The organism is Otoolea muris (assembly GCF_943193115.1).
GTDB lineage: Bacteria > Bacillota > Clostridia > Lachnospirales > Lachnospiraceae > Otoolea > Otoolea muris.
This window is the reverse complement of record NZ_CALPCY010000026.1, coordinates 13,130-36,098: the sequence shown is the minus strand read 5'-3', so window position 1 is coordinate 36,098 and position 22,969 is coordinate 13,130. Positions and strand designations below refer to the sequence as shown.

Below are 22,969 nucleotides of genomic sequence, written 5' to 3'. Positions count from 1 at the left end.
CCAGCCGCGCGCTTCGCGATACACACAAACTGCAGCGATGCGTCTGACGCCTATTCCTCCACGAGCCGGATCGCGCCGGTGGGACATGCCTTTACACAGATCCCGCAGGCCGTACATTTCGACGGCTCCAGGCAGTCGTCGCTCTGGACCATCACATCCTCCGGACAAAAGCCGACGCACATCAGGCAGCCGGCGCATTCCTTTTTATCGAGCCGGTAAACGCCCTTCGCATCCTTTCCAATCACGCCCGTATTGCACACCTCGGCGCAGATCCCGCACTGGGTGCAGACGGAAATCTTATGGGTTCCATCCTCCCGGTCCGTGATGCGGATGCATGATTTCGTCCTGTCCGCTGTCTTATAAAACGCCTTCGAGCACGCTTCCTCGCACTGGCGGCAGCCAGTACAGAGGGCCTCATCCTTTTCTAACCGTTTCACTTTCATTCCTCCTTTATCTTCGCTCCTTTTTTCCGGTCACAATCCGCCGAGCAGTTCGATTTCATCCTGCTCCGAGACCTCCCCGGACTGCGCCACCTTCAAAAAGACGGCCCCGGCGGCGAGCCCGCATTCCCGGCCGCTTCTGAACAAACTACATTCCGGAAAGCACGCCTTCCCGCGCTCCGACACCTCAAACACAGCCGTCCCGGCCGCGAGCCTCATCCCCGGCCGCAGGGCCTTTACATCCAGGCCGTCCACTGTCAGATTGGCCTTATACCTCTTAAAACACAGCCCCGGCCTGTCCTCTTCCTTAATCCGGCGCAGGGCCGCCGCACAGCACAGCGTTACCTGCCGCTCCCCGCCCCGGGCATGGAGATCCCCGTCCATACCCAGGTTCTCTGTAAATATTCCCCGCTCTGTGTACTCCCCCGGTTTTCCCTTTTCACGAAAGACACAGAGCGCTTCCACGCGTCCCTTCATATCAAAATCTCTCCCGCCCTTTCATCAGCAGTACACAATCTCCCCGGTCCGGCGCAGCGCGTAGCCTCCCAGCTTCATCACGCGCTCCTTAAACGCCTCGCTTTTTAAGACCTCAAGGAAACACTGTACATGCGGCAGCGAAAGGAAGCGGACCGGAATGGCAAAATCATACTCCTCGGGGCCGATGGGGATGAAATCCAGCCCCATGGCGCGGGCGGCTGACTCGATCCCCATCCCGGCGTCCGCGCTGCCTCCCGCAATCGCCGCCGCGGCCGCCATATGCGTCGCCGCCTCCCGTTCATACCCCGAAATCTCCTCCGGGGCAATGCCGGCAAGCTTTAAACGGTAGTCGAGAAGCACCCGCGTCCCCGCTCCGCGCTGGCGGTTGACATAGCGGACGCGCCTCAGATCCCCGATCTCTTGGATCCCCAGCGGATTTCCGGCCGCAGCCATGATCCCCTGTATCCGGTCCACGCCCTTAATGAGGGCCATGGGCTCCTGAAACAGCCTCTTTATGATCGGAATGTTGTAGGTTCCCGACGCCTCGTCCAGCAGATGCGCGGGCGCGATATGCGCCTCCCCCCGCCGAAGCGCCATCAGCCCCGCCATGCTGCCCACATGCGTGCTGGACAAATAGTTCCCCGGACATTCATCCGGCATGAGATCAGACAGCACGTCCAGGATCAGATCATGGCTGCCAATAGCCACCACCGTGCGGTCGATCTCCTCCAGCGTCCGGTACAGCTCCACCGGGACGCGCTCGCCGGCTTCCACTCCCTCGCTGTTCTGCTCAATCACGCAGAAGCCGTCGGCCCGCGCCAGGCTCATAGCCGCCCCGGCCCCGCGGGCCAGAGGCGAGGCTACCAGCCGCTCATCCACCTTTCCGACCTTTACCCGCACATACTCCCTGTGCTTTAAGGACGATACCAGGCGCTTCGTGACGACCGCCTCCGCCACGGATCTCTGCTTTCCTGCCCGCCCGTTCATCATCTCCAGCACCGGGACCACAAAATTTTCAAAATTGATATACGCCGAGACAGGGTAACCCGGAAGGCCGATCACCGGTTTATCCTTCACGATTGCCAGAATCACCGGTTTTCCCGGCTTTACCGCCACGCCGTGGATCAGGACCTCGCCCAGCTCCCGCAGGATGTGGACTGTATAATCCTCGGTCCCCGCGCTGGAACCCGCGTTGACCAGCACCATATCATACTCATCCGCGGCGCGTGAAACCGCGTCCTTCAGCTTTTCATAATCGTCCGCAATGGGCGCAAAGCGGCGCGCCCTCCCGCCGTGTTCCGTTACCATGGCCTCAAACATCCGCGAGTTCGATTCAATGATATCCCCCTCGCCCGGTTCGGTTCCGGGCTCGATGATCTCGGTCCCTGTGGGGAAAATGGCGACCTCCGGAAGGGTATACACAGGAACTTCCGTGATCCCGCCGGCCAGCAGGACGCCGATATCAATGGGCCGGATCCGGTGACGGCCGGGCAGAATCATTTCCCCAGCCACAATATCCTCACCGATGGGCCTCACATGCTGCCATGTGGCCGCCGCCCCGGTGATCCGCACCCCGCCGTCCGCCAGCTCTGTCAGATCCTCTGCCATAATCACCGCATCATACGGGGGCTTCACCGGATCCCCGGTATCCACCACCGCAAAATCCGCATCCGGGTAAAGCGTAAGCGGCTCCCGCTCCGAGGCGCCCCTGGTCCGCTCTGATATCACCGCGATCCCGTCCATGGCCGCCGCATTGTACAGCGGGGAGCAGTATGCCGCATACACCGCCTCAGCCGTGATCCGGTTCAGGCTCTCAATCACCGGAACCGTCTCCCTCCCGGGGGCAATCAGCCCCTTTAACGCCTCCCGGTAAACGTTCAGCGCCTCCTCAACCGGCGTATTGTTTAAGTACAAATTTCGTTTTCCCATCGCATCTCCTTATCCGAAAGCAACCGTTCAGATAGCGCTGAACCATTACTATGCGAACGTACATCCTACAAAAAACGGTGGATCTCCACCCACTCCCCGCGCTTTAAGCCCTCCCGGTTCATCTCTGCCATCACATACCCGTCCGCCTGGGACATGGTCGTAATCAGCCCCGATTTCCCTAAAACCGGCTCCGCCTCATATCCGTCCGCGCCGCGGTAAAGCCTCACCGGCACGCACGTCAGCTTTCCCGGCGCGCTCGCAAGGTTCATGCTCATCCGCGCCCTGACGGACCATTCCTCCCGCTGCCCGGTCAGCTCCCGCCACAGCCAGAAGGCCAGAAGGCGAAACACCGTCAGAGCCGCGACCGGATGCCCCGGAAGTCCCATCAAAAGCGCGCCGCGGCCGCTGTCAAACCCCAGGATCGTCGGTTTTCCCGGTTTTAATGCCAGCCCGTGCGTAAACACGCCGCCCCCGGACACCCGGTCTAAAACCTCGCACGTCACATCCTTTTTTCCCTGCGAGCTCCCGCCTGACACCAAAACCAGGTCGCTGTCCTCCGCGGCCTCCCGCACCGCCGCCTCCAAAAGCGGCTCATCATCCGCCAGAAGCGCTGTCCGGATCACCTGAAAGCCCGCGTTTGCCGCCGAGGCCGCCAGGCCGGCGCTGTTGACATCCCGCACCTGCCCCGGTCCCGGACACCCGCCGGGCGCCACCAGCTCATCCCCTGTGGAAAGGATACTCACCCTCCAGGGCTTATACACAGAAACCTCCGTGATCCCGGCCGCCGCCAGCGCCCCGAGCCCCGCCGGGCTGACGGCGCTGCCCCGCGCCAGAAGGAGCTGTCCCTTCTTCACATCCTCCCCCGGAACCACCACTGAGCTCCCAAAGGGAACCGCCTCATATACTGCCACATGATCCGCGTCAAAAGGCTCGCAGTATTCCACCATCACCACCGCGTCCGCGCCCTCCGGGACCATGCCTCCGGTGGGAACATACATACACTGTCCGCTGCCAATCGCCCTTCCCGCCGCTGTCCCCACAGAGATCTCCCCGATCATTTCAAGAAATGCCGGAATACTCTCCGACGCCCCGGCCGTATCCGCTGACCGCACCGCGTACCCGTCCACGCTCGATCGGTAAAAGGAAGGTACCGCCTCCCCGGAAACCACGTCCTCAGCCAGGATCCGGCCCAGCGCATCCGCGCATCCAGTTAGCTCCGTCTCCGGCGCGCGCCCCGCAAACACGCCCTTAAGCTTCCCCCTCGCCTCCTCAAGCGTATCCACCCGCAGTAATTTCATAACCAATTCCTTCCTTATTATAATAGGTTTCAATGCGGTATTATTACAGCTTCAAATACGGCATTGCGCCAAACCCGGACACAACAAAAAGGCGGCCCGGAGAAATCCCAAAGGATCCGGCGTTCTTCTCTCTGCCGTCTTCTCCGCGTACCGCCCTGTACCCATATCTGTCTGTCCCCACGCCAGCCTCTTCTTCGCGCACCCGGAAAACACCAACGCCGCCGCCCACGCCCTCCCGGGCCGCGCAGTAACCCGCCCCGCAGGATACCGCCTGATGAACAGCAGCCGAACTTGCCTCTCTTCCTAATTATAAATTCTCTGTTATAATGAATAAAGAAGCAATTTCTGGCAACCGTACAGAATACCTGAACGATTACAATTTCTTTCCAATGCACCAGAAAACCGGATGCGGGAGGCGCGGAAGTTTCCCCCCGCACCCATTGGCCGCCATCCCATCGCAGAAATCCTTATCTTTGCAGTTCCGATCCGAAAAAGACCGCTCTGAATCCGGCCGTGTATGCCGTCCGGAGCTAATCCTGCATTAGGTGAAAGCAGCTCGAAATTCTAAGCTTAGTATAACATAATCAAAATTCTGCTGTCAATGAGATATTTAAAAAATTTCATATATATAAAATATTTTTCATTATTATAAAAGCTTTATGCGTCTGCTATTTATAATTCGGCGTGATAAGGCCGCCAGAGTGAGGTTCTGTTGGATATAGAAGTCCGCACGGGCGGCCCTTTCACGACATGACTTTCCCCTACCCCCGAAACGACACCTCCGTATCCGCCAAAAACGCCCTTATCGACGGATGCGACGGATTCAGCAGAATCTCCTTCGGCGTTCCCTCCGCGATCTGCCTCCCTTTCTCCATGAAATGCACCCTATCGCAGACCCGCTTCAGATGCACAAGCTGATGGCTGATCGTCAGCCATGTGATCGGCCGCTTCCTCTGCTGTTCCAGCATCAGCTCTTCAAACAGCTTCGTGCTGTCCGGATCCAGATTGGAGAGCGTCTCATCCACAATCACCAGCTTCGGCCCGAATATCAAAGCGCGGATAAACGAAAGCTTCTGCTGCTCCCCGCTGCTTAAGCTCCTGGCATACTGGCGCTTCTTATCCTTTAACCCGCACCGCTCCAGCCATGCGTCCGTCTCCTCCTTATCCGGCCGCATTCCCCGCAGCTTCAGGGGAAGGATCAGGTTTTCATACACCGTATCGTGCAGAAGATACGGCTTCTGGCTTGTCATGGTAATGTCGCGCGGCGTCAGCCCTTCCAAATCCATCATCCCCTCATCCGGCGTGAGGATCCCGGTCAGGAGTTTGGAGAGCGTTGTCTTGCCGCAGCCATTCGGGCCGGCCAGACCGTGGATCAGCCCGCTCTCCAGGTTCATCTCCTCTATCCAAAGCTCAAAGGTTCCCATCCGCTTTTTCAGATTAGAGATTCTCATCGCCCTGCTCCTCCCTCCTGAAATGGTCGGCCAGCGTCTGTACAGCAAACGCCATTATCATCAGAAGCACGCCCAGGAACACGCCCTCATAATAATCCCCGGCCCCCTTGAGGGTTGAAATCGCGGTCGTCATGGTGCGCGTGTGATTCTTAATATTGCCTCCCACCAGAAACACGGCCCCCACCTCGCTGATCGAGCGGCCGTAGCCTGACACCACGGCAAAATACATCTCATGCTTCATTTCCTTTAACAGAAGCCACCCCGTCTGCCGGCGGTCCGCCCCCATCAGCCGCGCAAACGCCCGGATCGCCGGAGCCGTGCGCACCGCGTAGGAATAGACCATCCCGCATACAATGGGCGTGATGATTAAAACCTGCGCAAACACCATGCCTTTGATGGTAAACACCCACCGCAGGCTCCCGAGCGGCCCCCGCTTTCTGAGGAGCATATAGGCCAGAAGCCCGATCACCACCGGAGGGGCCCCCATCAGCGTGCGGTTGAGGCGGATCACCAGCCGTTTCCCGGGAAATTCCCGCCTTTCCAGCAAAAATCCGAGCGAAATCCCAAACGCAGACGCGATCATCGTGGACCAAACCGACATGATGAGCGTGACCCGGATCGAATCCATCACGCCCACTGTGCCAAAAAATTCTGAAAATACCTGTTTCAACTCAACCCGCTCCCTTAAAAAAGGCCGAAACCGCGCAGCGCCACCGCCCGCCCCGGTTTCGGCCTTGCTGGCCTTAAGGCAGCGCGGATATCCTCCGCCGCCTTTTTCTGTCTTTCTACTGCTGATCCGCGTTGGGGAAGAATAACGGCTCGCCGTACTCCTCAACGCCGAACTTGCCAATCAGCTCCTGAACCTCAGGAGAGCAGATCCATTCAATAAAGGTATTTGCCGCCTCATTGTTCAAATCCGGGTATTTCTCCGGATTCACGGCAATCACGCCGTACTGGTTCAAAAGGTTGGCGTCGCCCTCACAGATGATGTCCATATCCGGGTAATCCGCCTTTTTCGCGAGCCAGGTTCCGCGGTCTGTCAGGCAGTAGCCGCCCTTCTCATCCGTCATATTGATCGTATCGCCCATGCCGGCCCCGGCTGACACATAATTCGGATTGCTCTCATAATCTGTAATCCCCAGCTTGTCCCAGATCCCGGTCTCCTTATTGTGCGTGCCGGAATTATCGCCGCGCGATACAAATGTCAGCTCCTCGTCCTTTACCTGCTTAAATACAGACTCAATATCGTCCGTCACCGCAACCGGACCGTCCTTGGGCCCAATGATAATGAAGTCATTGTACATCACCTGGAAGCGCTCCACGCCGAAGCCGCTGGCCACAAACTCCTCTTCCTTGGCCTTGGAGTGAACCAGCACAATATCAACCTCGCCGTCCATGCCCTTTTGGATCGCATCGCCCGTCCCCACAGCCGTCCACTGCAGATCAATGCCCGTCTCCTCCAGAAACAGCGGCTGAAGGTAATCAAGAAGCCCCGTATTATCCGTGCTGGTCGTGGTAGCCATCATCAGCACGCCCTGCGCGCTCTTTTCCTGCTCCTCACTCTCAGCCTCTCCGGTTTCTGCAGCCGTCTCCTCCTCTGTCGGGGCCGCCGCCTCCACCTCAGCCGCGGTCTCTGCCGCCTCCGTTTCAGCCGGCTTGTCCGCAGAGCCTGAGCAGGCCGCCATCGATACCGCCGCCGCGGCCGCCGCCGCAAACACCTTCCATCTGCTTGATTTTCTCATCGTATCTCTCTCCCTTGAATATTATTTCCGAAGAAAACGCCGCACCGGAACAAAAATCGTGCGGCAACTCTTCCCGGGAGCGCCCGAAGATGCGCTGAAATTTCCATTCAGACGCGCTCCGGCACAGGCGGAAGCATTCAAGCCTTTTCATAGCACAATTTCTTTCCAATGCATTTCTTTCCAAATGCGGGAGGCGGGCGGGTTTCCCCATCCACCCATTGGCTGCCCGCCATGCAGCATGATTTCACTGTTTCAGGCGCAGCAGCTCGAAATTTACTGTTTTTTTCAGATTACAGAAATCAGTATAGCACAGGTGAAATCGCTCTGTCAATATGAGACAAAAAGAAGAACCTTGCGGCTGTCACGCATTCGTAACGGTTCAGATAACCCTGAACTGTTACCTGCATTTATTGAAATATTTATGAACATCCGCACGGCCGGCGCAAAAACAATGCATGCGCGCCGTGTCACCGAAAATTGATGACCCACCGGCTCTCTGCCTGATAATAAATAAGCCATGCCCTGATCCCGCGCCCATGCAGCGCCAGCGTGCAGTCATATTCGATGGAAGGAACCCCGGCATACGTCTTTTTCTCCTGAGAATGCACGATAATCTCCCGGATGGTCTGGATCTCCCCGTCCTCATCCTGTATTTTCAGCATCAGAGGCGTGGCCTTTCCGGTGCTGGTAAACCAGCATTCACATGCAATCTCCCGCTGGATTCCCCTGACGCCGCCCGCGTCCGCCCCGCGGGAATTCATGCCAATCCCAAATGCCATTGCCATCCCCTCTTTCCCAAAGATGTACTCACAGTTACGCCTCTCACGGTTCGGTCTTTATGTCGATTTGTTGGTCTAAAAATACGGCCCGCCGCACCGCGCCGGCCCCGAACCGCCCTCTTATCTCATCGACAGCCCTGTCCATCCTCGAAAGCTTCTCATCATTTACATCGTCAAACATCCGTAACTGCCTGTAATTCTCCCGGCTCACCCGGCCTGTATGCACGCCCAGGTGACGGACCGGCCGGCCGTTCCACAATTCCAGGAACAGTCCGCACGCCGCCTCATAGATCTCCATGGTCCGATCCGTCGGGCCGCACAGCGTTCTCTGGTGGGAGGCATAGGAAAAATCCGCATACCGGATCCCCACGGACACCACCCCGATCTGCACCCCGTCCGCCCGCAGACGGCCTGCAACCGTCTCGGAAAGAGCCAAAAGCGTCTGCTTCGCCGTCTGCGCGTCCATCACATCATACGGCGTCGTGGCGCTGTTCCCGTATCCCTTATTCCCGCCGGACGGCGCGCCAACGGACAGGCCCGCGCCCGCATCCGCCGGCGCACCCGGTTTTATTGTGTACGAACCGCCGGATGCCGCCACCGGCGAGGGATCGATGCCATTGGCAAAGCCCCATATCACCTCCCCATGCTTTTTCAGCACGCGTTTAAGCCACGCCGGATCGCAGGCCGCAAGCTCCCCGATGGTTCTGATACCCATGGAAAGAAGCTTTCCCTCCGTGGCCCGCCCCACAAAGAACAGCTCTGATACCGGAAGCGGCCACATCTTCTCCGGAATCTCCTCCGGATACAGCGTATGTACCTGATCCGGCTTCCTGAAATCTGACGCCATCTTTGCCAGAAGCTTATTGGCCGATACGCCCACATTGACCGTAAATCCCAGCTCCTCCCGGATGCGGTCCCGGATCTGCGCCGCCGCCTCCTCGGGCGTCCCGAACAAATGGCAGCTCGCGCTCATGTCAATGTACGCCTCGTCAATGCTGTACGGCTCGACCGCATCCGAATAATCCCGCAGAATATCCATAAATGCAGCCGAACATTTCTCATACAGGCCATAATCCGGCGGCACGATCACCAGATCCGGGCATTTCCTTCTCGCCTCCAGAAGCGTCTCGCCTGTTTTGATCCCATACCGCTTTGCCGGGATCGACTTCGCCAGGATAATCCCGCGCCGCGCAGACACATCCCCGCCCACGGCAGACGCAATCGTTCGCAAATCCACCTTCTCCCCCCTGTGGGCCAGCCGGTAAACCGCCTCCCACGAGAGATAGGCTGCGTTCACGTCAATATGAAAGATGATTCGTTTCAAACGTACGTTCACCTCCTTGGGTTCCATTTTAGCAAACATACGTTTCTATTTCAAGCGGTAATTTATGGAATACATACCGTCCCCGGCCGCCCCGGAGCGTGTCAGAATCGTCAGAAGCAGGCCCTAAAACAGGCTGAGCTGCTCATAATCTGATTCACGTTCCAGCAGGCAGGGCATTTTGCCAAGAATCTCCTTCACCCCTGCGTCATCCAGCACCCATTTCGCCGCCTCGTCCCACTCCAGGATCAGGGGCATACGTTCATGCACCGGCTTCATGGATCCATTGGCCGCTGTTGTGAGTATCACAAAATGCGCCCCGTCCTCATACTGCCTGCTGCACCCCGCCATCAAAAGAAGCGGGCAGCCCTTTTTGTAAAACCGGCTTTTCTCCCTCCTGGAATTCCACTCATAAAACCCCGCCGCGGGAACCGCTATCCGCCTGTGCATGATGCTGTCGCGAAACAATGGCTTTTCCATCGCAGATTCGCTTCTCGCATTAAAAATCACCCGCTTCCCCTGAAAGCCCGGAAATCCCCAGCGCTGCCATCCGCAGCGCACCGCGCCTCCCTCTCCCCAAAGAACCGGCGCCGCCTCAGACGGATGCACGTCGCCGGCGGCCATCCGGCCCACTGCCGCCATAGACCCGCGCCTTATTTTTCCCTGCAGCCCGCGAAGCAGCGCTTCCATCGCCCTTGCTGTCTCATCATCTACATAGTATCTGCCGCACATACATTTCTCCCTGAAATTTTTAATATCCGCTTTATGTCCGCCCCTGTGTGCTGTTTTCCATGCCTCTCTGCCTGCATTGTACGATTACGGCATGGGTATGTCAAGCCCGGCTCTCTTTACGCCGAAATTGAATCCGCTGGTACAGTTCGATATGTTCTGTAAGTTATTTCTGAACAGTTCCTTATTGAAACAAATTTTTTTATTCAGATGCACTACTGTAGTGTCTGGTTTATATTTAGCATAATTATTATGAATAATAGTACATATACTTTATCGGTAAATAAGGAAATCCGTTTAGCTAAATATAATCAAGATATTACACTGCTATATGCAGTTTTACAAAAAATAGCAGAAAAAGAGAGAAAGAATCTTGCAGTTTAGATTATCTTTCTTCATGACAATAGAAAATCTGCGAAGCATGTTTTTTATTGTATGCAGGGAGGTAAGAAGGTAGAATGGCCGAAAAAACCTGGAAAAAGAAATTTATTGCTGATAACAGGCTGCGCGGTCTAAAACAGAACCGTACTTTCTAAATACCCAAAAAAGGGACATCCGGGCATTTTCGTTTCAGATATCCCTTTTATGGCGCTTAGAAACTATAAACTACTGAGCCCCGCCCGCCGATCCGCCGGTTTGTGCCTCATCTCCTGTCTCTGCCGCCGCCTGTGCTGCTCCCTCTGCCGCCGCTTGTGCTTCCGCCTCTGCCGCCGCTTGTGCTGCTGCCTCTGCCGCCGCTTGTGCTTCCGCCTCTGCCGCCGCCTGTGCTGCTGCCTCTGCCGCCGCTTGTGCTTCCGCCTCTGCTGCTGCCTGTGCTTCCGCCTCTGCCTGAATCTCTGCGATAGCCGCCTCGCCTCTGATCAGCGTAACCGTGAGGTTTCCCTCCTGCGCTGATGCCTGGATCAGAAGAGGTTCCTGATAGGGATTCACAAATTTGAGATCCTTATGCCCTTCGGAGATCGTCGCGTCCAGCCCCACAGGCAGGTAGGACACCGGGGAAGAATGCGGGTGGCGTTCCGACGCCGGGAGCATAGCGTGGCACATCGCCGCATACAGGGTTGAGGATACCTGGCAGATGCCGCCGCCATACTCCTGGCCGCCGATTGCCGGAGCCAGTACATAGCCGTTTTCCGGCCTCCTCGGCTGCACGGCATTGCTGAACGAGAACTGTCCGCCCGGCTGCAGCACTGTGCCGTTGATCCTCTGCGCCGCCAGGCATACGTTGACCGCCCTGGGGATGGCGCTGTTATAATTGGTCGTATATGTACCGATCCGGCCGTTTTCGTTTCCCTGCGGCTGGCAGATACGCCCTTCTGCCTTTCCGGCAGTCATATAATGCCTGTAATACGCGGCGATATCCGTTTTACACTGATTCACCAAATCCGGATTGTAGAACACATAGGCTCTCACGTCAAATTCTTCATTTCCGGGACGGCACTCGCGCATGCCGCTCGACATGAAATGGGAAAACAGAGCCTGCGGATCATTTCCGATCGCAGCCTGCAGATCCGGATTCTGGTTATAATAATACTCTGCGTCAAACACGGCCTGCCATGCTTCCGCCGTCTCGTCTGCCGCGCTGGCAAACGGGGAGACAAAGCTGAGCAGCAAGGCGGCGCCAATCACGGACAGAAGCCTTTTGCCCCCGGAAACAAAGCGGCAAAGACGGGATAAACGGGCTGCTATGGGGGTGTGGTAAAGCATGGGGTTCATATCATTCATTCCTTTGCATGTTTCTATTCATTTCTTTTGTGGTACTGATCTGTTCCCCATTGTACCTCGGTATGGCAAAATCTGTCAAGTAATTTTGAACTTTTTATTACGATTTTATTACAGTTGTTGTAACGGTTCAGACAACAATGTCAGTTAGTTAAGCGGACGATTGCGGGATGTTGTTTATCGTGGGGAGGCCGCCGTGGCCAGCTCCTGTATCCAACGGAACCCCGCTCCCGCTCGGAGAAAAGCGCAGCGGGCGCTTAGCGAGGTCTTTTCGAGCTTAGCGTCCGCTGCGCTTTTCTCCGAGCGGGAGCGGGGTTCCGTTGGGTTTGGAATCGGACTTTGGCGGCCCTCTCACGACAGACAACGCCCTGCAACCGTTCATTTCGCTTAATTAACTGACATTGGTTCAGACAACCTGAATCAATGGCTGGGGCGTGGACAGTAACCTACAGTTTCAGCAGCAGTTCAGATAAGGCGGGCATACGCATCCGGCGCATCAGCCGCCCCCGTGTTTTCCTGATCCCCCCTTAACCGCCTCCATTCCCGCGGTTCTTATAGTACAGATACCACAGCCCCTTGAGCAGCAGATCCGGATCACAGACAATCTCCCGGCGGCAGTGCGGGACGATCCGCTTTGCCGCGCCGCCGGTCGCGATGGCAGTCACCTTCTCATGAAGCTCTTCCTCGATCCGCTCAATCAGGCCGTCGATCATGGCCGCATTTCCGTACACCAGCCCGCTCTGCATGCTCTCAACGGTATTTTTCCCGATCAGGTGCTTCGGCCGCTCAAAGCGGATATGGGGGAGCTGGGCCGCCCGCTCGGACAGCGCCTCCTGGGAAATACCGATGCCCGGCATGATCAGCGTCCCTAAGTAAGCGCGCTTCCTATCAATCACCGAGCAGGTCGTGGCTGTGCCCAGGTCAAAGACCGCCGCCGGCCCCGGGTATTCCTCAGCCGCCGCCACGGCGTCCACCACCAGATCCGAGCCGAGGCTGGCCGGGTGATCCGTGGCGATGCGGATCCCAGTCTTGATGCCCTGGCCTACCACCAGGGGCTTCACCCCGGTCAGCATGGCCATGCCCTCCCGCACCAGATCCGTTAAATCCGGGACCACAGAGGAAATGATCACGCCGTCCGCCCCCTCTGCACGGACATGGTAGATATCCAGAAGCGTCCGGACCGCCACCATGAACTCCTCCTTTGTACACCTGCGATCCGTGCGGATCCGCCCCTGGAAGGAAATCTTCTTCTCCTCATCCATAAGCCCGATCACCAGATTCGAGTTTCCGATATCAACCGCAAAGATCATCGGCGTTTTCCTCCTTCCCGGCGTCCTGTCCCTCTTTGGGAAAAGCGCCGCTTCTGCGGACGCCCGGACAGGAGAAGTCGGTTCCGCTGCCGCCCGCGCCGTTTTTTTGCTCCCAGATCGCCCGCAGCTCATCCAGCAGGCGGTCCGCCGCGCCGTCCTTTGAAAGCAGGGGCAGATCCGTCACGCTGTCGCGGCCAATCAGCACCAGATGGTTCGTATCTGTGCCGAACCCCGCCCCCTCTTCCCGCAGGCAGTTGGCGGCTATGAGATCCGCCCTCTTTTTTATGAGCTTTTCCCTGGAATGCTCCAGCAATGCTTCCGTTTCCATGGAAAAGCCGCACAGCGCCTGCCCGGGCTTTACCCGCTCCCCGAGCCAGGCCAGGATATCGCGGGTGCGGCCAAGCTCCAGCGTCATCGCGCCGCCCTGCTTTTTGATCTTCTCGTCCCGGATCGCAAGCGGGGCATAGTCCGCCACCGCCGCGGCCTTGATGATCAGATCCTGGTCCTCAAAGCGCTCCCGCACGGCCTCAAACATCTCCTCCGCGCGGTTCACGGAAACCACGCGCACAAAGGGCGGCGGCGCAAGGCTTACCGGCCCGGTGACGAGCGTAACGTCCGCCCCGCGGAGCATGGCCCGCCTGGCAATGGCGTAGCCCATCTTCCCGGTCGAATGGTTCGTGATAAAGCGCACCGGGTCAAGCGGCTCCCTCGTGGGCCCTGCTGTCACAAGCACGCGCATCCCGGACAGATCCTTTTTGCATGCGATCTCTCTCAAAATATAGCTGAGCAGCACATCCTCGGACGCCAGCTTTCCGGTCCCCACATCGCCGCAGGCCAGATAGCCGCTCTCCGGGGGGATAATAATCTTCCCGTACTCCCGAAGGCGCGCCAGATTATCCTGAACCACCGGCTGATTGTACATACGCACATTCATGGCCGGGGCCACGAGCACCGGCCCGCTCATGGCCAGCGCCGTGGTGCTCAGCATGTCGTCCGCCAGCCCCCAGGCCAGCTTGGCGATGCTGTTTGCCGAGGCCGGGGCCACGAGCAGCACATCGGCCCTCTGCGCCAGGGATACGTGCGCGATATGGAACTGGAAATTGCGGTCAAATGTATCCACCAGGCATTTGTTGCCGGTCAGGCTCTCAAATGTGGTGGGATGGATAAAATTCAGGGCGTTCTCCGTCATAATGACATGCACATCCGCGCGCAGCTTCACCAGACGGCTGGCCAGGCCCGCGATCTTATAGGCCGCAATGCTGCCCGTCACTCCCAGAACAACCGTTTTCCCGCTCAGCATGCCGTCCCCTCCATATCAGCCAGGCGGCCGTGCTTCTCATACGAAGTCACCCGCGCTATACGGTTTTCCCCGTCCACAAATACCACCTTCGGCGCGTGGCTGTCCGCCTCTGCCGGCGTCATCCCCGCATAGGACATGATGATAATCTTATCCCCCACCTGAACCATGCGGGCCGCCGCGCCGTTTAAGCAGATCAGGCCGCTGCCCTTCTCCCCTGCAATCACATACGTCTCAAAGCGCTGCCCATTGTCAATATCCACAATCTGCACCTGCTCATACTCCCGGATCTCTGCCGCCTCCATCAGGGCTTCATCTACGGTAATGCTGCCCACATAATCCAGCCTGGCCTCTGACACCGTAGCCCTGTGAATCTTTCCTTTCAACATTGTAATATTCATTTCAATCGCTCCTGTCCTTCTCCCAGCGCCTGTGCGCGTCAATAACCGCTCCGTTTACAACGCCGGCTCCCATATGAAATTGTCAATCAGCCTTGTCTTCCCGATAAATACGGCAACCGCCGCGAGTACCGGGCAGTCCAGGCGGTGATGAACCGCAATGCTGTCCCATTTGACCATTTCCACATAGTCGATCCGCGCCAGGGGCTCTGCTGAAAGGATCCCGCGCATCGCCTCCAGGATCTTCTCCCCGTCCTGCTCGCCGCCCTCTGCCATAGCCTTTCCGGCCGCGACGGCCCGGCTCAGCGACAGGGCGGCCTTCCTCTCCTCCTCTGACAGATACGTATTGCGCGACGATTTGGCCAGGCCGTCCGCCTCGCGCACGATCGGGCAGCCCACGATCTCCAGATCCATATTTAAATCCCGGACCATCCGGCGGATCACCGCGAGCTGCTGGGCGTCTTTTTCACCAAAATACGCGCGATCCGGGGCCACAATATGAAACAGCTTGCTCACCACGGTACACACGCCCTTAAAATGCGTGGGGCGGCTCTTTCCGCACAGCTCTGCTGACACGTCCTGCATATCCACATAGGTGGAAAAATCCTCCGCGTACATCTCCGACGCCTTTGGCGCAAAGACCATCGCCGCGCCGGCTTCCCGGCAGAGCGCGCAGTCCGCCTCCAGATCTCTCGGATAACTCTCCAGATCCTCTGCGGGGCCAAACTGGATGGGATTTACAAACACACTCACCACCGTCCGGTCATTCTCCCTGACCGACCGGTCGATGAGGCTTTTGTGGCCCTCATGCAGGTATCCCATGGTGGGAACCAGCCCCACGCGAAGCCCCTCCTTTCTCCAGACCGCGGCCTGCGCGCGCGCGCCTTTTACGGTTTCTTCTATAATAAAAGCTTTTGTCTTTCCTTCCTTCATGTCCTGTCCCTGCCCTTTCCCGGATCATCAATACAATTTCTCAATCACTTCATCCGCTATCTGGTAGCCATGCTCCGGCCCCGGAAAGGTTCCCTGGCCCACGTCCTCTATGTAGGATGCAAAGGCGGCCTTCATGGCCTCCCCCACCTCGCCGTAACGCCTGACAAATTTGGGGGTAAAGTCCGAAAACATGCCCAGCATATCCTGATACACCAGAATCTGGCCGTCGCAGCCGGCCCCGGCCCCGATCCCAATCGTGGGAACCGACACGGCCTCTGTGATAAGGCCGGCCAGGGCGGACGGCACGCACTCCAGGACAATGGCAAACACGCCGGCCTCATCCAGCGCCTTTGCGTCCTCCAAAAGCTTTCTGGCCGCCGCCTCGTCCTTTCCCTGCACCTTATAGCCGCCCAGCGCATGGATCGCCTGCGGCGTCAGTCCCAGATGGCCCATGACCGGGATCCCTGCCTGGACAATCGCCCGTATCTGGGGAACCATCTCCCGGCCGCCCTCCAGCTTTACCGCATGGGCGCGCCCCTCCTTCATCAGCCTTCCCGCATTCACCACCGCGTCATACGCCGACGTCTGGTACGACAGAAACGGCATATCCACTACCAGAAGCGCGTTTTTTACCCCTCTCGATACGGCCGCGCCGTGATGGATCATGTCCTCCATGGTCACCGAAACCGTGTCCCCATAGCCAAGGATCACATTTCCCAGCGAATCCCCCACCAGAATCCCGTGAATCCCCGCCTCGTCCATCAGCCTCGCGGTCGAATAATCATAAGCGGTCAGCATGGAGAGCTTCCTGCCCTCTGTTTTAGCTTTTTTAAATGTAGCGACTGTGTGTTTCATTCTCTTCTCCATTCTTCCTCTAATAATCGTGATAACGGTTCATAATCCCGCTGCGGATGCTTCCGTTTCGCTATTTCAACCAGAACGCCGGATAAACCCCGGTACAAATCCCGCTCAGGCCCACAAAGCGCGCCCAGATGCTTTTCGATTGTGCCCAGATCCGCCCGTTCCACCGGCCCTGTCAGGGCCTTTAGCGGCCCTTTCTGCGCCACGGACAGGCAGTTTCCGGTAAACAAAGGGCCGAGCGCCTGTTCGCCGCTCTCCCTGTCAAACCCGCACTCCATAAGAAGACGGACCCCCATCTCATAGAGCCCGGCCGCCAGATTGCTGGCAAAGACAGCCGCGCAGTGGTAGAGAATCTTCTGTTCCGGCTTTAAAATCCGCACCGGATTGCCCAGCCCTTCCAGAAAATCCCGCCAGAACGCAAGATACTTCTCCGGCCCTTCAATTGTGAAATATGCTTTGGAAAGCTCCTGATACGATTGCAGCCTGCTGCTGACTGCAAACAAAGGATGGATAGAATAACCAAACGCTCCCGTCTGGCCGATCTCAGAAAATACGGCGGATGTCATCGCGCCGCTGCAGTGACAAATCAACTTGCCTGTCAGTGAATACCGCTTTAAAGAATCCCATACCTCCCCGATGGCCCCGTCCGGGACCGTCAGAAATAAGGCGTCACTCGACTGCGTTATCTCTTTAAGCGTCTCGTAATACCTTGTATGCGTAAAAATGGATGCCTGTCTGGCCGACTCCATACTTCTGCTGTAGAATCCGGATACACACACGTTGCGTTCCGACATGTACTTTCCCAGAGTAAAGCCAACTTTCCCTGCACCTACAAATCCGATCCTCATCCTGTCACCCTCCTTCCAGGCGACGCCCTCATGAAATCCTACTCATAAGCGATATAAGTTTCACCGGAGACCCTTGCGGAAATCGAATGGATCTGCTAACAAGTTTTTGGTTTGTCCTGGTATAGTTTCCTGAGGAATACTATCCGGGGGTTATTATACCACAGGAGGCGGGGGGATGGCAATGGGGAAATCTTGCGGAAGGGGGGTGTGAAGGGGGAGCGGGAAAAAGCGAGGGAGCGGGAGGGGCCGCCAGGGGAAGTTTTGATATCCGACAGAAAAACGCTTCCATCAGCTTTCTCAGGCACTTGACAAGTGAACTTATTTGTAATATGCTTCGTACTAACAGAGGGTGTCCTTGCTAAACGGATGGAGGACCGAAAGCCTTAAGTAAGTTACTCTGCAAAATGATTGCTGATTTATCGCCAGAAAGGAGCATGATTAATGTCTGATGCGCCAGCTTACGCAAGTACGTACACGGAAGATGATTATTACAGCCTGCCGGAGAATATCAGAGCCGAATTGATAAACGGCCAAATCTATTATATGTCAGCTCCCAGCAGAATGCACCAGGAAATACTTGGCTTTATATTTAAAAAAATTGCCTATTATATTGACGAGAAGAGAGGAGACTGCAAAGTCTACCCGGCTCCGTTTGCTGTTAAGCTTTTTGAAGATAACTCTAAGACCGTGGTGGAACCGGATATCAGCGTGATCTGCGATTTAGACAAACTGACTGACAGGGGCTGCACAGGAGCGCCGGACTGGATAATAGAAATCGTTTCTCCGGCAAACTCCAGCCATGACTATGTTTACAAGCTGAACCTTTACATGAACGCCGGAGTAAAAGAATACTGGATCGTGAATCCGATAGATCAATCGGTGTATGTGTATGTTCTGGAAAAAGAAAAATTCAAGGCCAAGCCCTACACCTTCCGGGACAAAATAAAGCCTGGCATCTATGATGATATGTGGATTGACTTTACAGAGCTTAAGCTGTAGTCTGCTGCTAAGCCTTCCGGACGGGTCCGGGAGGCGCGAAAAATATCAGCAAACAGAAATTTCGAGGCAGCCGGAAAGGCGTAGTAAACAGAGCTTTTTGCTTACTCTGAAATTTAGTATAACATACCGCCGTATCCCTTTTGATGCCTACCTGCTCTCGCTTTTGATGAATAAAAAACGTTTTATTCTTCTCCCAATCTTCTGAGTATCTTTGCAGGTATACCCCCATACAATGTATCAGCCTCACAATCTTCAGTTACAACTGCTCCGGCTGCCACTACACTCCCATGTTTTATTTTTACACCTGGAAGCACTATTACGCCAGCTCCAATCCAGCACCCATCCTCTATTATAATTGATGCTTTTTTCCTTTCTCCAGCTCTTTTTATTGAATCCCCTATCTCATGACTCCCTGTTATAAAAATAGATTTAGGGCCAATCCGTACATTCGACCCAATAATGATTCCTGCTGTTAAATCAAAAAAATTTCCATAATTTATAAAAGTGCTTTCTCCAACTGACAAGTTAGAACCACCCAAAAAACATTTCGGCGAAATTTGGTACGTCTTTATTCGATTCCCAAATCCTCTATAAACAACTGTTCTAACAAATCGGGGACAAACATAGCTTCCAGCAATCCCATTTATAAATATATCGCGTAAAATATACCCCCCCCCGGATAATATTTTATATATCCATACCAATATTCTTTTAAACATCTACGCTTTTTCCTTTCTTAAAATCGTTTTTCCCCACTAAATCTAATAGCACTCTATTTTTAAATAACCAAAGAATTACTACATAAGCCAGCACTCCAACACATACTGACATTATAACGGAACTATATAGACTTTTATTCCAATATAGCACAATCTGACAGCAAATTCCCATTATAAATCCCGCAACCATTACGCTGATTATGCTGCGTTTTGAGCATCTTAGTCTGACCGTGCCCTTTGTAAATATGAGTGTCATAAATAAAACAACTGCCTCGGCCAGTAACGTAGTAAATGCAGCGCCATTATATGAATAATTTGGAATAGCAAAAAAATTCGCGCTAATATTTATAACTGCCCCGGCAATCGTAACATATAGAAACAACCTCTCTTTCCTCATTAAAATGAGCATTGAACTTGATATAAAAAATGCCGGTATTGCAAAAAGCATTGCAATACTCAACATTACAAGCGCTGTACTGCCTTTTACATATGCCTCTCCCCCGATAATTATTATAAGCTTCCTGCTCAATATCGCTATTCCTAAAGCAATTGGCACAAGCAATGTTATAAGATACTCAAAGCCAATACTTAATAATTCTGTATATTTTTTTAGATCCTGGTTTCCTATGTAGGATGCCAATCTCGGTGTAATTGCTACAATAAAAGCACTGACTAATTGCTTCGCCATGGTATATATTTTTCCGACAAGGCTATATATTCCCACCGCACTATTATCTTGAACGAACCCAAGGATTGTAATATCAGAATTGATATAAATTGTAGTTGCAATTGTATTAGCAAATAAAACCAAAACCGGCGCTATATGATCCTTTATTTTCCTTACCTTTACCAGCTTTATATGTACAAACTTTTTACAATATAGCATGTTTAATACATTAGGCCCTGCTGTAGCAAATAAATTAATATACGCGTATATAAGATAATCTTCTGGCTCCTTAACAAAAACAAGCATTAATAACACTGCAATGCACTGAAATATCACAAATCTCAGAGTAATATACAAAAACTCTTCATAAACTGTATTCACCCAGTCAGTGCCAATGGTAGTAAACAATATTGATAATCCCTGAATAAATAAAAGAGATCTCATATTAAATAACTTCACATTCCACATTATTGTCACGAAAAACAGTATATATGATATAGAAGTAGATAATATATTTATCGTAAAAATCTGGCATGCAAAATTATTAAATTCCTTCTTATTCTCCCGAATCGCGCATCCTTCCCTGATCGCATATGTCGAAATACCAAGTGAAGCAATTAAAGAAAAATAACTGACTATTGAACTTCCAAAACTAATCATCCCATACTTTTCCTGTAATAGCGTTCTGGAGGCATACGGCACTGTAACTAATGGAAAAATCAATATACATAATTGTTTTACTATATTAAGAAAAATATTTGTATGCAAAGATTTATTCTGCATGATACATTCACCATTTTCAATTGTAACAGCTCAGATAATCTATGAACGGTTACTTCAATTTATTTTTGTTTTTTATGATCTTCTAATCTTATATCTCCATTAGCATATACAAATTCAAAAAATGCTATCATAAATCCAAAAAGCATATTCCTCCCCTGATCCGTAATAATAAGTGTCCCGGATGTAACTATTAAATACACACTAAATGAGCACAGTATTAATGACATTGCGTGGCTTACAGCCTTTCTTTTTTTAATGGATATATATATTATCCTCAATAATGGTATTAAATAAAAAACAATTGAAAAAAGCCCGCATCTTCCCAATAATCCAATAAAACCTACATCCGTATAATCTGCAATACCTTCCTTTCCACGGACAACATACTCATAATATTCTAACTCAGCAAAGCCGTTTCCTAAAATAGGATGTTCTTTAAAACAATTCATATAATAGTTTAATTCGTAAACTCTGTTTAAATAACTTTTAGTCTGTCTGTATTCACTTCCAAACAACTGTCTGGCAAATATGTAAACTAAATCTGTACCTATGACAAAAAGCGCTATCCAAATGATTAGAAAACAACTGATTATACGAATTTTTTTATTTCTTATACTGCCATAAACAATCACCATCAGACATGCCAATATCGTTAAAATATATCCTTTTGTCTGTTGTACAAATAGCAATGCAGTTACACCAACTATAACATATATTAAATTCCAAAATTTTCGCTTTGGTGCTGAAAACAGCAACGATAAATTATATACGACAAATAAATTTCCAAACAAGCCTAATGACAATTGTACGGAATTATTGCGTATGGACATACCAGAAACAAAATAATCATCAAAAGCGAAAAGAAACGGCGCTCCAAGACGATAGCATAAACACTGAATTATAATTATACAGTTCCAGATAAATGTCACAACATTTATAAAATTCAACGTTTTATAAATATTGTCTTCAAAGGACCCGATAAACAATACGGCTGATATGGGCGCAAAAAACATTGAAACTGTAAATCTGATGTCAATAAATGATTGAAGAGGATATCTCTTTAAATCTATGATTGTATAAACAAATAAGCAGACAAATAATATCATCAAATATCTTAACACCCATTGATACTTTTTTCTATATGTAGTAACAAAGGGCAATACTAATAAAATTGAATAAAGATTAACAACAAGAGGCAGGCCATATTTCGCATTTCCAAAGCCTCTCAGCAAATCCGGAAAATGAACCAAATAAAACAAATGATAAGCCAGCAAAACAACGGCGCATGCCGAAAATCTGTAAAATATTGAATTTACTTTCACCAAATACCGGTTTCTTCTATCTTGCATGTTTAAATCAACCTTCTTCTGCTTTTTCCAAAATCTTGTTTAAATGCATCTATTATACCCCAGAAACCATACTTTTTATATGTCGATGGCCTTCTTCCCAGCCATGCCTTTAGAATCTCAATAAAATTAATATAATATGCCCAAAAAATATATATCTTATTTAAGTTCTTCTGTGCAAAAAGTATTCTGTTTCGGAAAACATAATAGGTAATAAGCGGAGACATTTCCCTCCCGGTGGATGCGCTGACTTTATGCCAGAGGACAGCGCTTGGAATATACTGTATTTTAATATTATTGTTTAATAACCGATAGGAAAAATCTGTATCTTCACAATACATAAAATAATCTTCGTCCAAAAGTCCAACTTTATCAAATATATTTCGATTGATTAATAAGCAGCATCCTGGAGCATATGTAACACTATTAGCCTGATCAAAATTCCCCCTGTCCGCCTGCCCCAGACCCCTGTGCCTTCCTTTTAAACTTTTAAAATCAAGATCTCCCCCTGCGTACCATAAAGTCGGAGCTGTTTTCTCTCCATTCATATAATAAATTTTAGGAGCTGTAACTGTATTTTCATCCGCATTAGACAAAAGCTCGCCAATCATCCGTTTATCAACAATTGTATCATTATTTAATAGAAGTATATATTCCGCCATTTTTTCTATTGCATATTGAATTCCAAGATTATTTCCATATGCAAATCCCTGGTTCTGATCTGCCTGTATGAAATGAATGCCATCTATATCCTTTAGTTGTTCACCTGAGCTGTCCGGAGAAGCATTATCAATAACGATAATAAGGTAATTCGTATAGAATGACTTTCTTATGCTTTCAATACACTCTGCTGTCAGAAGGTAATTACAGTAATTCACTAGTATGATTGCTATTTTTTTATTTTTCATATCATATTTAAACCT

Annotated in this window: 23 protein-coding genes and 2 riboswitches; of the genes, 1 reads left to right on the top strand and 22 read right to left on the bottom strand. The window is 52.5% G+C overall.

Features of this window, described 5'->3' with window-relative positions; translation table 11 throughout:
• Positions 1-50 precede the first annotated feature (50 nt).
• The 18 genes from NFS31_RS15600 to NFS31_RS15515 all read right to left on the bottom strand — a co-directional run bounded on the left by NFS31_RS15600 (position 51) and on the right by NFS31_RS15515 (position 17,532).
• Complete coding sequence (locus NFS31_RS15600) at positions 51-443, bottom strand: 4Fe-4S binding protein (protein ID WP_251496922.1); 393 nt, start codon at positions 441-443, stop codon at positions 51-53.
• A 30-nt stretch (positions 444-473) separates the two neighbouring features.
• A complete protein-coding gene (locus NFS31_RS15595) occupies positions 474-917 on the bottom strand; it encodes an MOSC domain-containing protein (RefSeq protein ID WP_251496920.1) in 444 nt (147 codons plus the stop codon).
• A 24-nt stretch (positions 918-941) separates the two neighbouring features.
• Positions 942-2,846 (bottom strand): molybdopterin biosynthesis protein, encoded by a 1,905-nt coding sequence (locus NFS31_RS15590; protein ID WP_251496918.1) that lies wholly within the window; start codon positions 2,844-2,846, stop codon positions 942-944.
• Between the two features lie 65 nt (positions 2,847-2,911).
• A complete protein-coding gene (locus tag NFS31_RS15585; RefSeq protein ID WP_251496915.1) occupies positions 2,912-4,144 on the bottom strand; it encodes a molybdopterin molybdotransferase MoeA in 1,233 nt (410 codons plus the stop codon).
• Positions 4,145-4,187: 43 nt separating this feature from the next.
• On the bottom strand, positions 4,188-4,373 hold the full coding sequence (locus NFS31_RS15580; RefSeq protein WP_251496913.1) for a hypothetical protein: 186 nt from the start codon (positions 4,371-4,373) through the stop codon (positions 4,188-4,190).
• Between the two features lie 134 nt (positions 4,374-4,507).
• Positions 4,508-4,718: riboswitch (molybdenum cofactor riboswitch) on the bottom strand.
• A gap of 187 nt (positions 4,719-4,905) precedes the next feature.
• On the bottom strand, positions 4,906-5,595 hold the full coding sequence (locus NFS31_RS15575) for an ATP-binding cassette domain-containing protein (RefSeq protein WP_251496910.1): 690 nt from the start codon (positions 5,593-5,595) through the stop codon (positions 4,906-4,908).
• Entirely contained in the window at positions 5,582-6,265 is a 684-nt protein-coding gene (locus NFS31_RS15570; protein ID WP_251496907.1) for an ABC transporter permease, read from the bottom strand. The genes NFS31_RS15575 and NFS31_RS15570 overlap by 14 nt, the downstream gene beginning before the upstream one ends.
• Positions 6,266-6,380: 115 nt before the next feature.
• Positions 6,381-7,337, bottom strand: coding sequence for an ABC transporter substrate-binding protein (locus NFS31_RS15565; protein ID WP_251496905.1), 957 nt, complete (start codon positions 7,335-7,337; stop codon positions 6,381-6,383).
• Positions 7,338-7,494: 157 nt separating this feature from the next.
• Positions 7,495-7,621, bottom strand: a riboswitch (molybdenum cofactor riboswitch).
• A 183-nt stretch (positions 7,622-7,804) separates the two neighbouring features.
• A complete protein-coding gene (locus NFS31_RS15560) occupies positions 7,805-8,116 on the bottom strand; it encodes a hypothetical protein (RefSeq protein ID WP_251496903.1) in 312 nt (103 codons plus the stop codon).
• A gap of 43 nt (positions 8,117-8,159) precedes the next feature.
• Entirely contained in the window at positions 8,160-9,440 is a 1,281-nt protein-coding gene (locus NFS31_RS15555) for a Y-family DNA polymerase (RefSeq protein ID WP_251496901.1), read from the bottom strand.
• Between the two features lie 123 nt (positions 9,441-9,563).
• A complete protein-coding gene (locus tag NFS31_RS15550) occupies positions 9,564-10,169 on the bottom strand; it encodes an SOS response-associated peptidase (protein WP_251496900.1) in 606 nt (201 codons plus the stop codon).
• A 603-nt stretch (positions 10,170-10,772) separates the two neighbouring features.
• A complete protein-coding gene (locus tag NFS31_RS15545; protein ID WP_251496898.1) occupies positions 10,773-11,879 on the bottom strand; it encodes a VanW family protein in 1,107 nt (368 codons plus the stop codon).
• A 533-nt stretch (positions 11,880-12,412) separates the two neighbouring features.
• The gene (locus NFS31_RS15540; RefSeq protein ID WP_251496896.1) at positions 12,413-13,195 is read right to left on the bottom strand and encodes a type III pantothenate kinase; all 783 of its coding nucleotides are present in this window, start codon (positions 13,193-13,195) and stop codon (positions 12,413-12,415) included.
• Positions 13,179-14,495 (bottom strand): bifunctional phosphopantothenoylcysteine decarboxylase/phosphopantothenate--cysteine ligase CoaBC, encoded by a 1,317-nt coding sequence (coaBC, locus tag NFS31_RS15535; protein WP_251496892.1) that lies wholly within the window; start codon positions 14,493-14,495, stop codon positions 13,179-13,181. The genes NFS31_RS15540 and coaBC overlap by 17 nt, the downstream gene beginning before the upstream one ends.
• Entirely contained in the window at positions 14,489-14,893 is a 405-nt protein-coding gene (panD, locus tag NFS31_RS15530) for an aspartate 1-decarboxylase (protein WP_251496889.1), read from the bottom strand. Before panD ends, coaBC begins: the two co-directional genes overlap by 7 nt.
• Positions 14,894-14,947: 54 nt before the next feature.
• Positions 14,948-15,823, bottom strand: coding sequence for a pantoate--beta-alanine ligase (gene panC / locus NFS31_RS15525; protein ID WP_251496887.1), 876 nt, complete (start codon positions 15,821-15,823; stop codon positions 14,948-14,950).
• A 27-nt stretch (positions 15,824-15,850) separates the two neighbouring features.
• Complete coding sequence (gene panB, locus NFS31_RS15520; protein ID WP_251496884.1) at positions 15,851-16,678, bottom strand: 3-methyl-2-oxobutanoate hydroxymethyltransferase; 828 nt, start codon at positions 16,676-16,678, stop codon at positions 15,851-15,853.
• The gene (locus NFS31_RS15515; protein WP_251496881.1) at positions 16,675-17,532 is read right to left on the bottom strand and encodes a Rossmann-like and DUF2520 domain-containing protein; all 858 of its coding nucleotides are present in this window, start codon (positions 17,530-17,532) and stop codon (positions 16,675-16,677) included. The genes panB and NFS31_RS15515 overlap by 4 nt, the downstream gene beginning before the upstream one ends.
• A gap of 441 nt (positions 17,533-17,973) precedes the next feature.
• On the opposite strand from NFS31_RS15515, the gene NFS31_RS15510 reads away from it, so the two are divergent.
• A complete protein-coding gene (locus NFS31_RS15510; protein WP_251496878.1) occupies positions 17,974-18,531 on the top strand; it encodes a Uma2 family endonuclease in 558 nt (185 codons plus the stop codon).
• Between the two features lie 182 nt (positions 18,532-18,713).
• Here the strand turns inward: NFS31_RS15510 and NFS31_RS15505 are convergent, their stop codons facing one another.
• From NFS31_RS15505 to NFS31_RS15490, 4 genes are read right to left on the bottom strand one after another with little or no spacing between them, the layout of a single operon-like run.
• A complete protein-coding gene (locus NFS31_RS15505) occupies positions 18,714-19,250 on the bottom strand; it encodes an acyltransferase (RefSeq protein WP_251496875.1) in 537 nt (178 codons plus the stop codon).
• Positions 19,243-20,700 carry a flippase gene (locus tag NFS31_RS15500; protein ID WP_251496872.1) on the bottom strand — a complete coding sequence of 486 codons (1,458 nt, stop codon included), beginning with the start codon at positions 20,698-20,700 and terminating at the stop codon, positions 19,243-19,245. Before NFS31_RS15500 ends, NFS31_RS15505 begins: the two co-directional genes overlap by 8 nt.
• A 59-nt stretch (positions 20,701-20,759) precedes the next feature.
• Positions 20,760-22,049: an O-antigen ligase family protein gene (locus NFS31_RS15495; RefSeq protein WP_251496869.1), complete on the bottom strand. Its 1,290-nt coding sequence runs from the start codon at positions 22,047-22,049 to the stop codon at positions 20,760-20,762.
• A 2-nt stretch (positions 22,050-22,051) separates the two neighbouring features.
• Complete coding sequence (locus tag NFS31_RS15490; protein WP_251496866.1) at positions 22,052-22,954, bottom strand: glycosyltransferase family 2 protein; 903 nt, start codon at positions 22,952-22,954, stop codon at positions 22,052-22,054.
• Positions 22,955-22,969: the final 15 nt, after the last annotated feature.

Coding starts and splice junctions, on each gene's coding strand:
- NFS31_RS15600 (WP_251496922.1), bottom strand. CDS start 443: ATGAAAGTGAAACGGTTAGAAAAGGATGAGGCCCTCTGTACTGGCTGC.
- NFS31_RS15595 (WP_251496920.1), bottom strand. CDS start 917: ATGAAGGGACGCGTGGAAGCGCTCTGTGTCTTTCGTGAAAAGGGAAAA.
- NFS31_RS15590 (WP_251496918.1), bottom strand. CDS start 2,846: ATGGGAAAACGAAATTTGTACTTAAACAATACGCCGGTTGAGGAGGCG.
- NFS31_RS15585 (WP_251496915.1), bottom strand. CDS start 4,144: ATGAAATTACTGCGGGTGGATACGCTTGAGGAGGCGAGGGGGAAGCTT.
- NFS31_RS15575 (WP_251496910.1), bottom strand. CDS start 5,595: ATGAGAATCTCTAATCTGAAAAAGCGGATGGGAACCTTTGAGCTTTGG.
- NFS31_RS15565 (WP_251496905.1), bottom strand. CDS start 7,337: ATGAGAAAATCAAGCAGATGGAAGGTGTTTGCGGCGGCGGCCGCGGCG.
- NFS31_RS15560 (WP_251496903.1), bottom strand. CDS start 8,116: ATGGCATTTGGGATTGGCATGAATTCCCGCGGGGCGGACGCGGGCGGC.
- NFS31_RS15550 (WP_251496900.1), bottom strand. CDS start 10,169: ATGTGCGGCAGATACTATGTAGATGATGAGACAGCAAGGGCGATGGAA.
- NFS31_RS15545 (WP_251496898.1), bottom strand. CDS start 11,879: ATGAACCCCATGCTTTACCACACCCCCATAGCAGCCCGTTTATCCCGT.
- NFS31_RS15540 (WP_251496896.1), bottom strand. CDS start 13,195: ATGATCTTTGCGGTTGATATCGGAAACTCGAATCTGGTGATCGGGCTT.
- coaBC (WP_251496892.1), bottom strand. CDS start 14,495: ATGCTGAGCGGGAAAACGGTTGTTCTGGGAGTGACGGGCAGCATTGCG.
- panD (WP_251496889.1), bottom strand. CDS start 14,893: ATGAATATTACAATGTTGAAAGGAAAGATTCACAGGGCTACGGTGTCA.
- panC (WP_251496887.1), bottom strand. CDS start 15,823: ATGAAGGAAGGAAAGACAAAAGCTTTTATTATAGAAGAAACCGTAAAA.
- panB (WP_251496884.1), bottom strand. CDS start 16,678: ATGAAACACACAGTCGCTACATTTAAAAAAGCTAAAACAGAGGGCAGG.
- NFS31_RS15515 (WP_251496881.1), bottom strand. CDS start 17,532: ATGAGGATCGGATTTGTAGGTGCAGGGAAAGTTGGCTTTACTCTGGGA.
- NFS31_RS15510 (WP_251496878.1), top strand. CDS start 17,974: ATGTCTGATGCGCCAGCTTACGCAAGTACGTACACGGAAGATGATTAT.
- NFS31_RS15505 (WP_251496875.1), bottom strand. CDS start 19,250: ATGTTTAAAAGAATATTGGTATGGATATATAAAATATTATCCGGGGGG.
- NFS31_RS15500 (WP_251496872.1), bottom strand. CDS start 20,700: ATGCAGAATAAATCTTTGCATACAAATATTTTTCTTAATATAGTAAAA.
- NFS31_RS15495 (WP_251496869.1), bottom strand. CDS start 22,049: ATGCAAGATAGAAGAAACCGGTATTTGGTGAAAGTAAATTCAATATTT.
- NFS31_RS15490 (WP_251496866.1), bottom strand. CDS start 22,954: ATGAAAAATAAAAAAATAGCAATCATACTAGTGAATTACTGTAATTAC.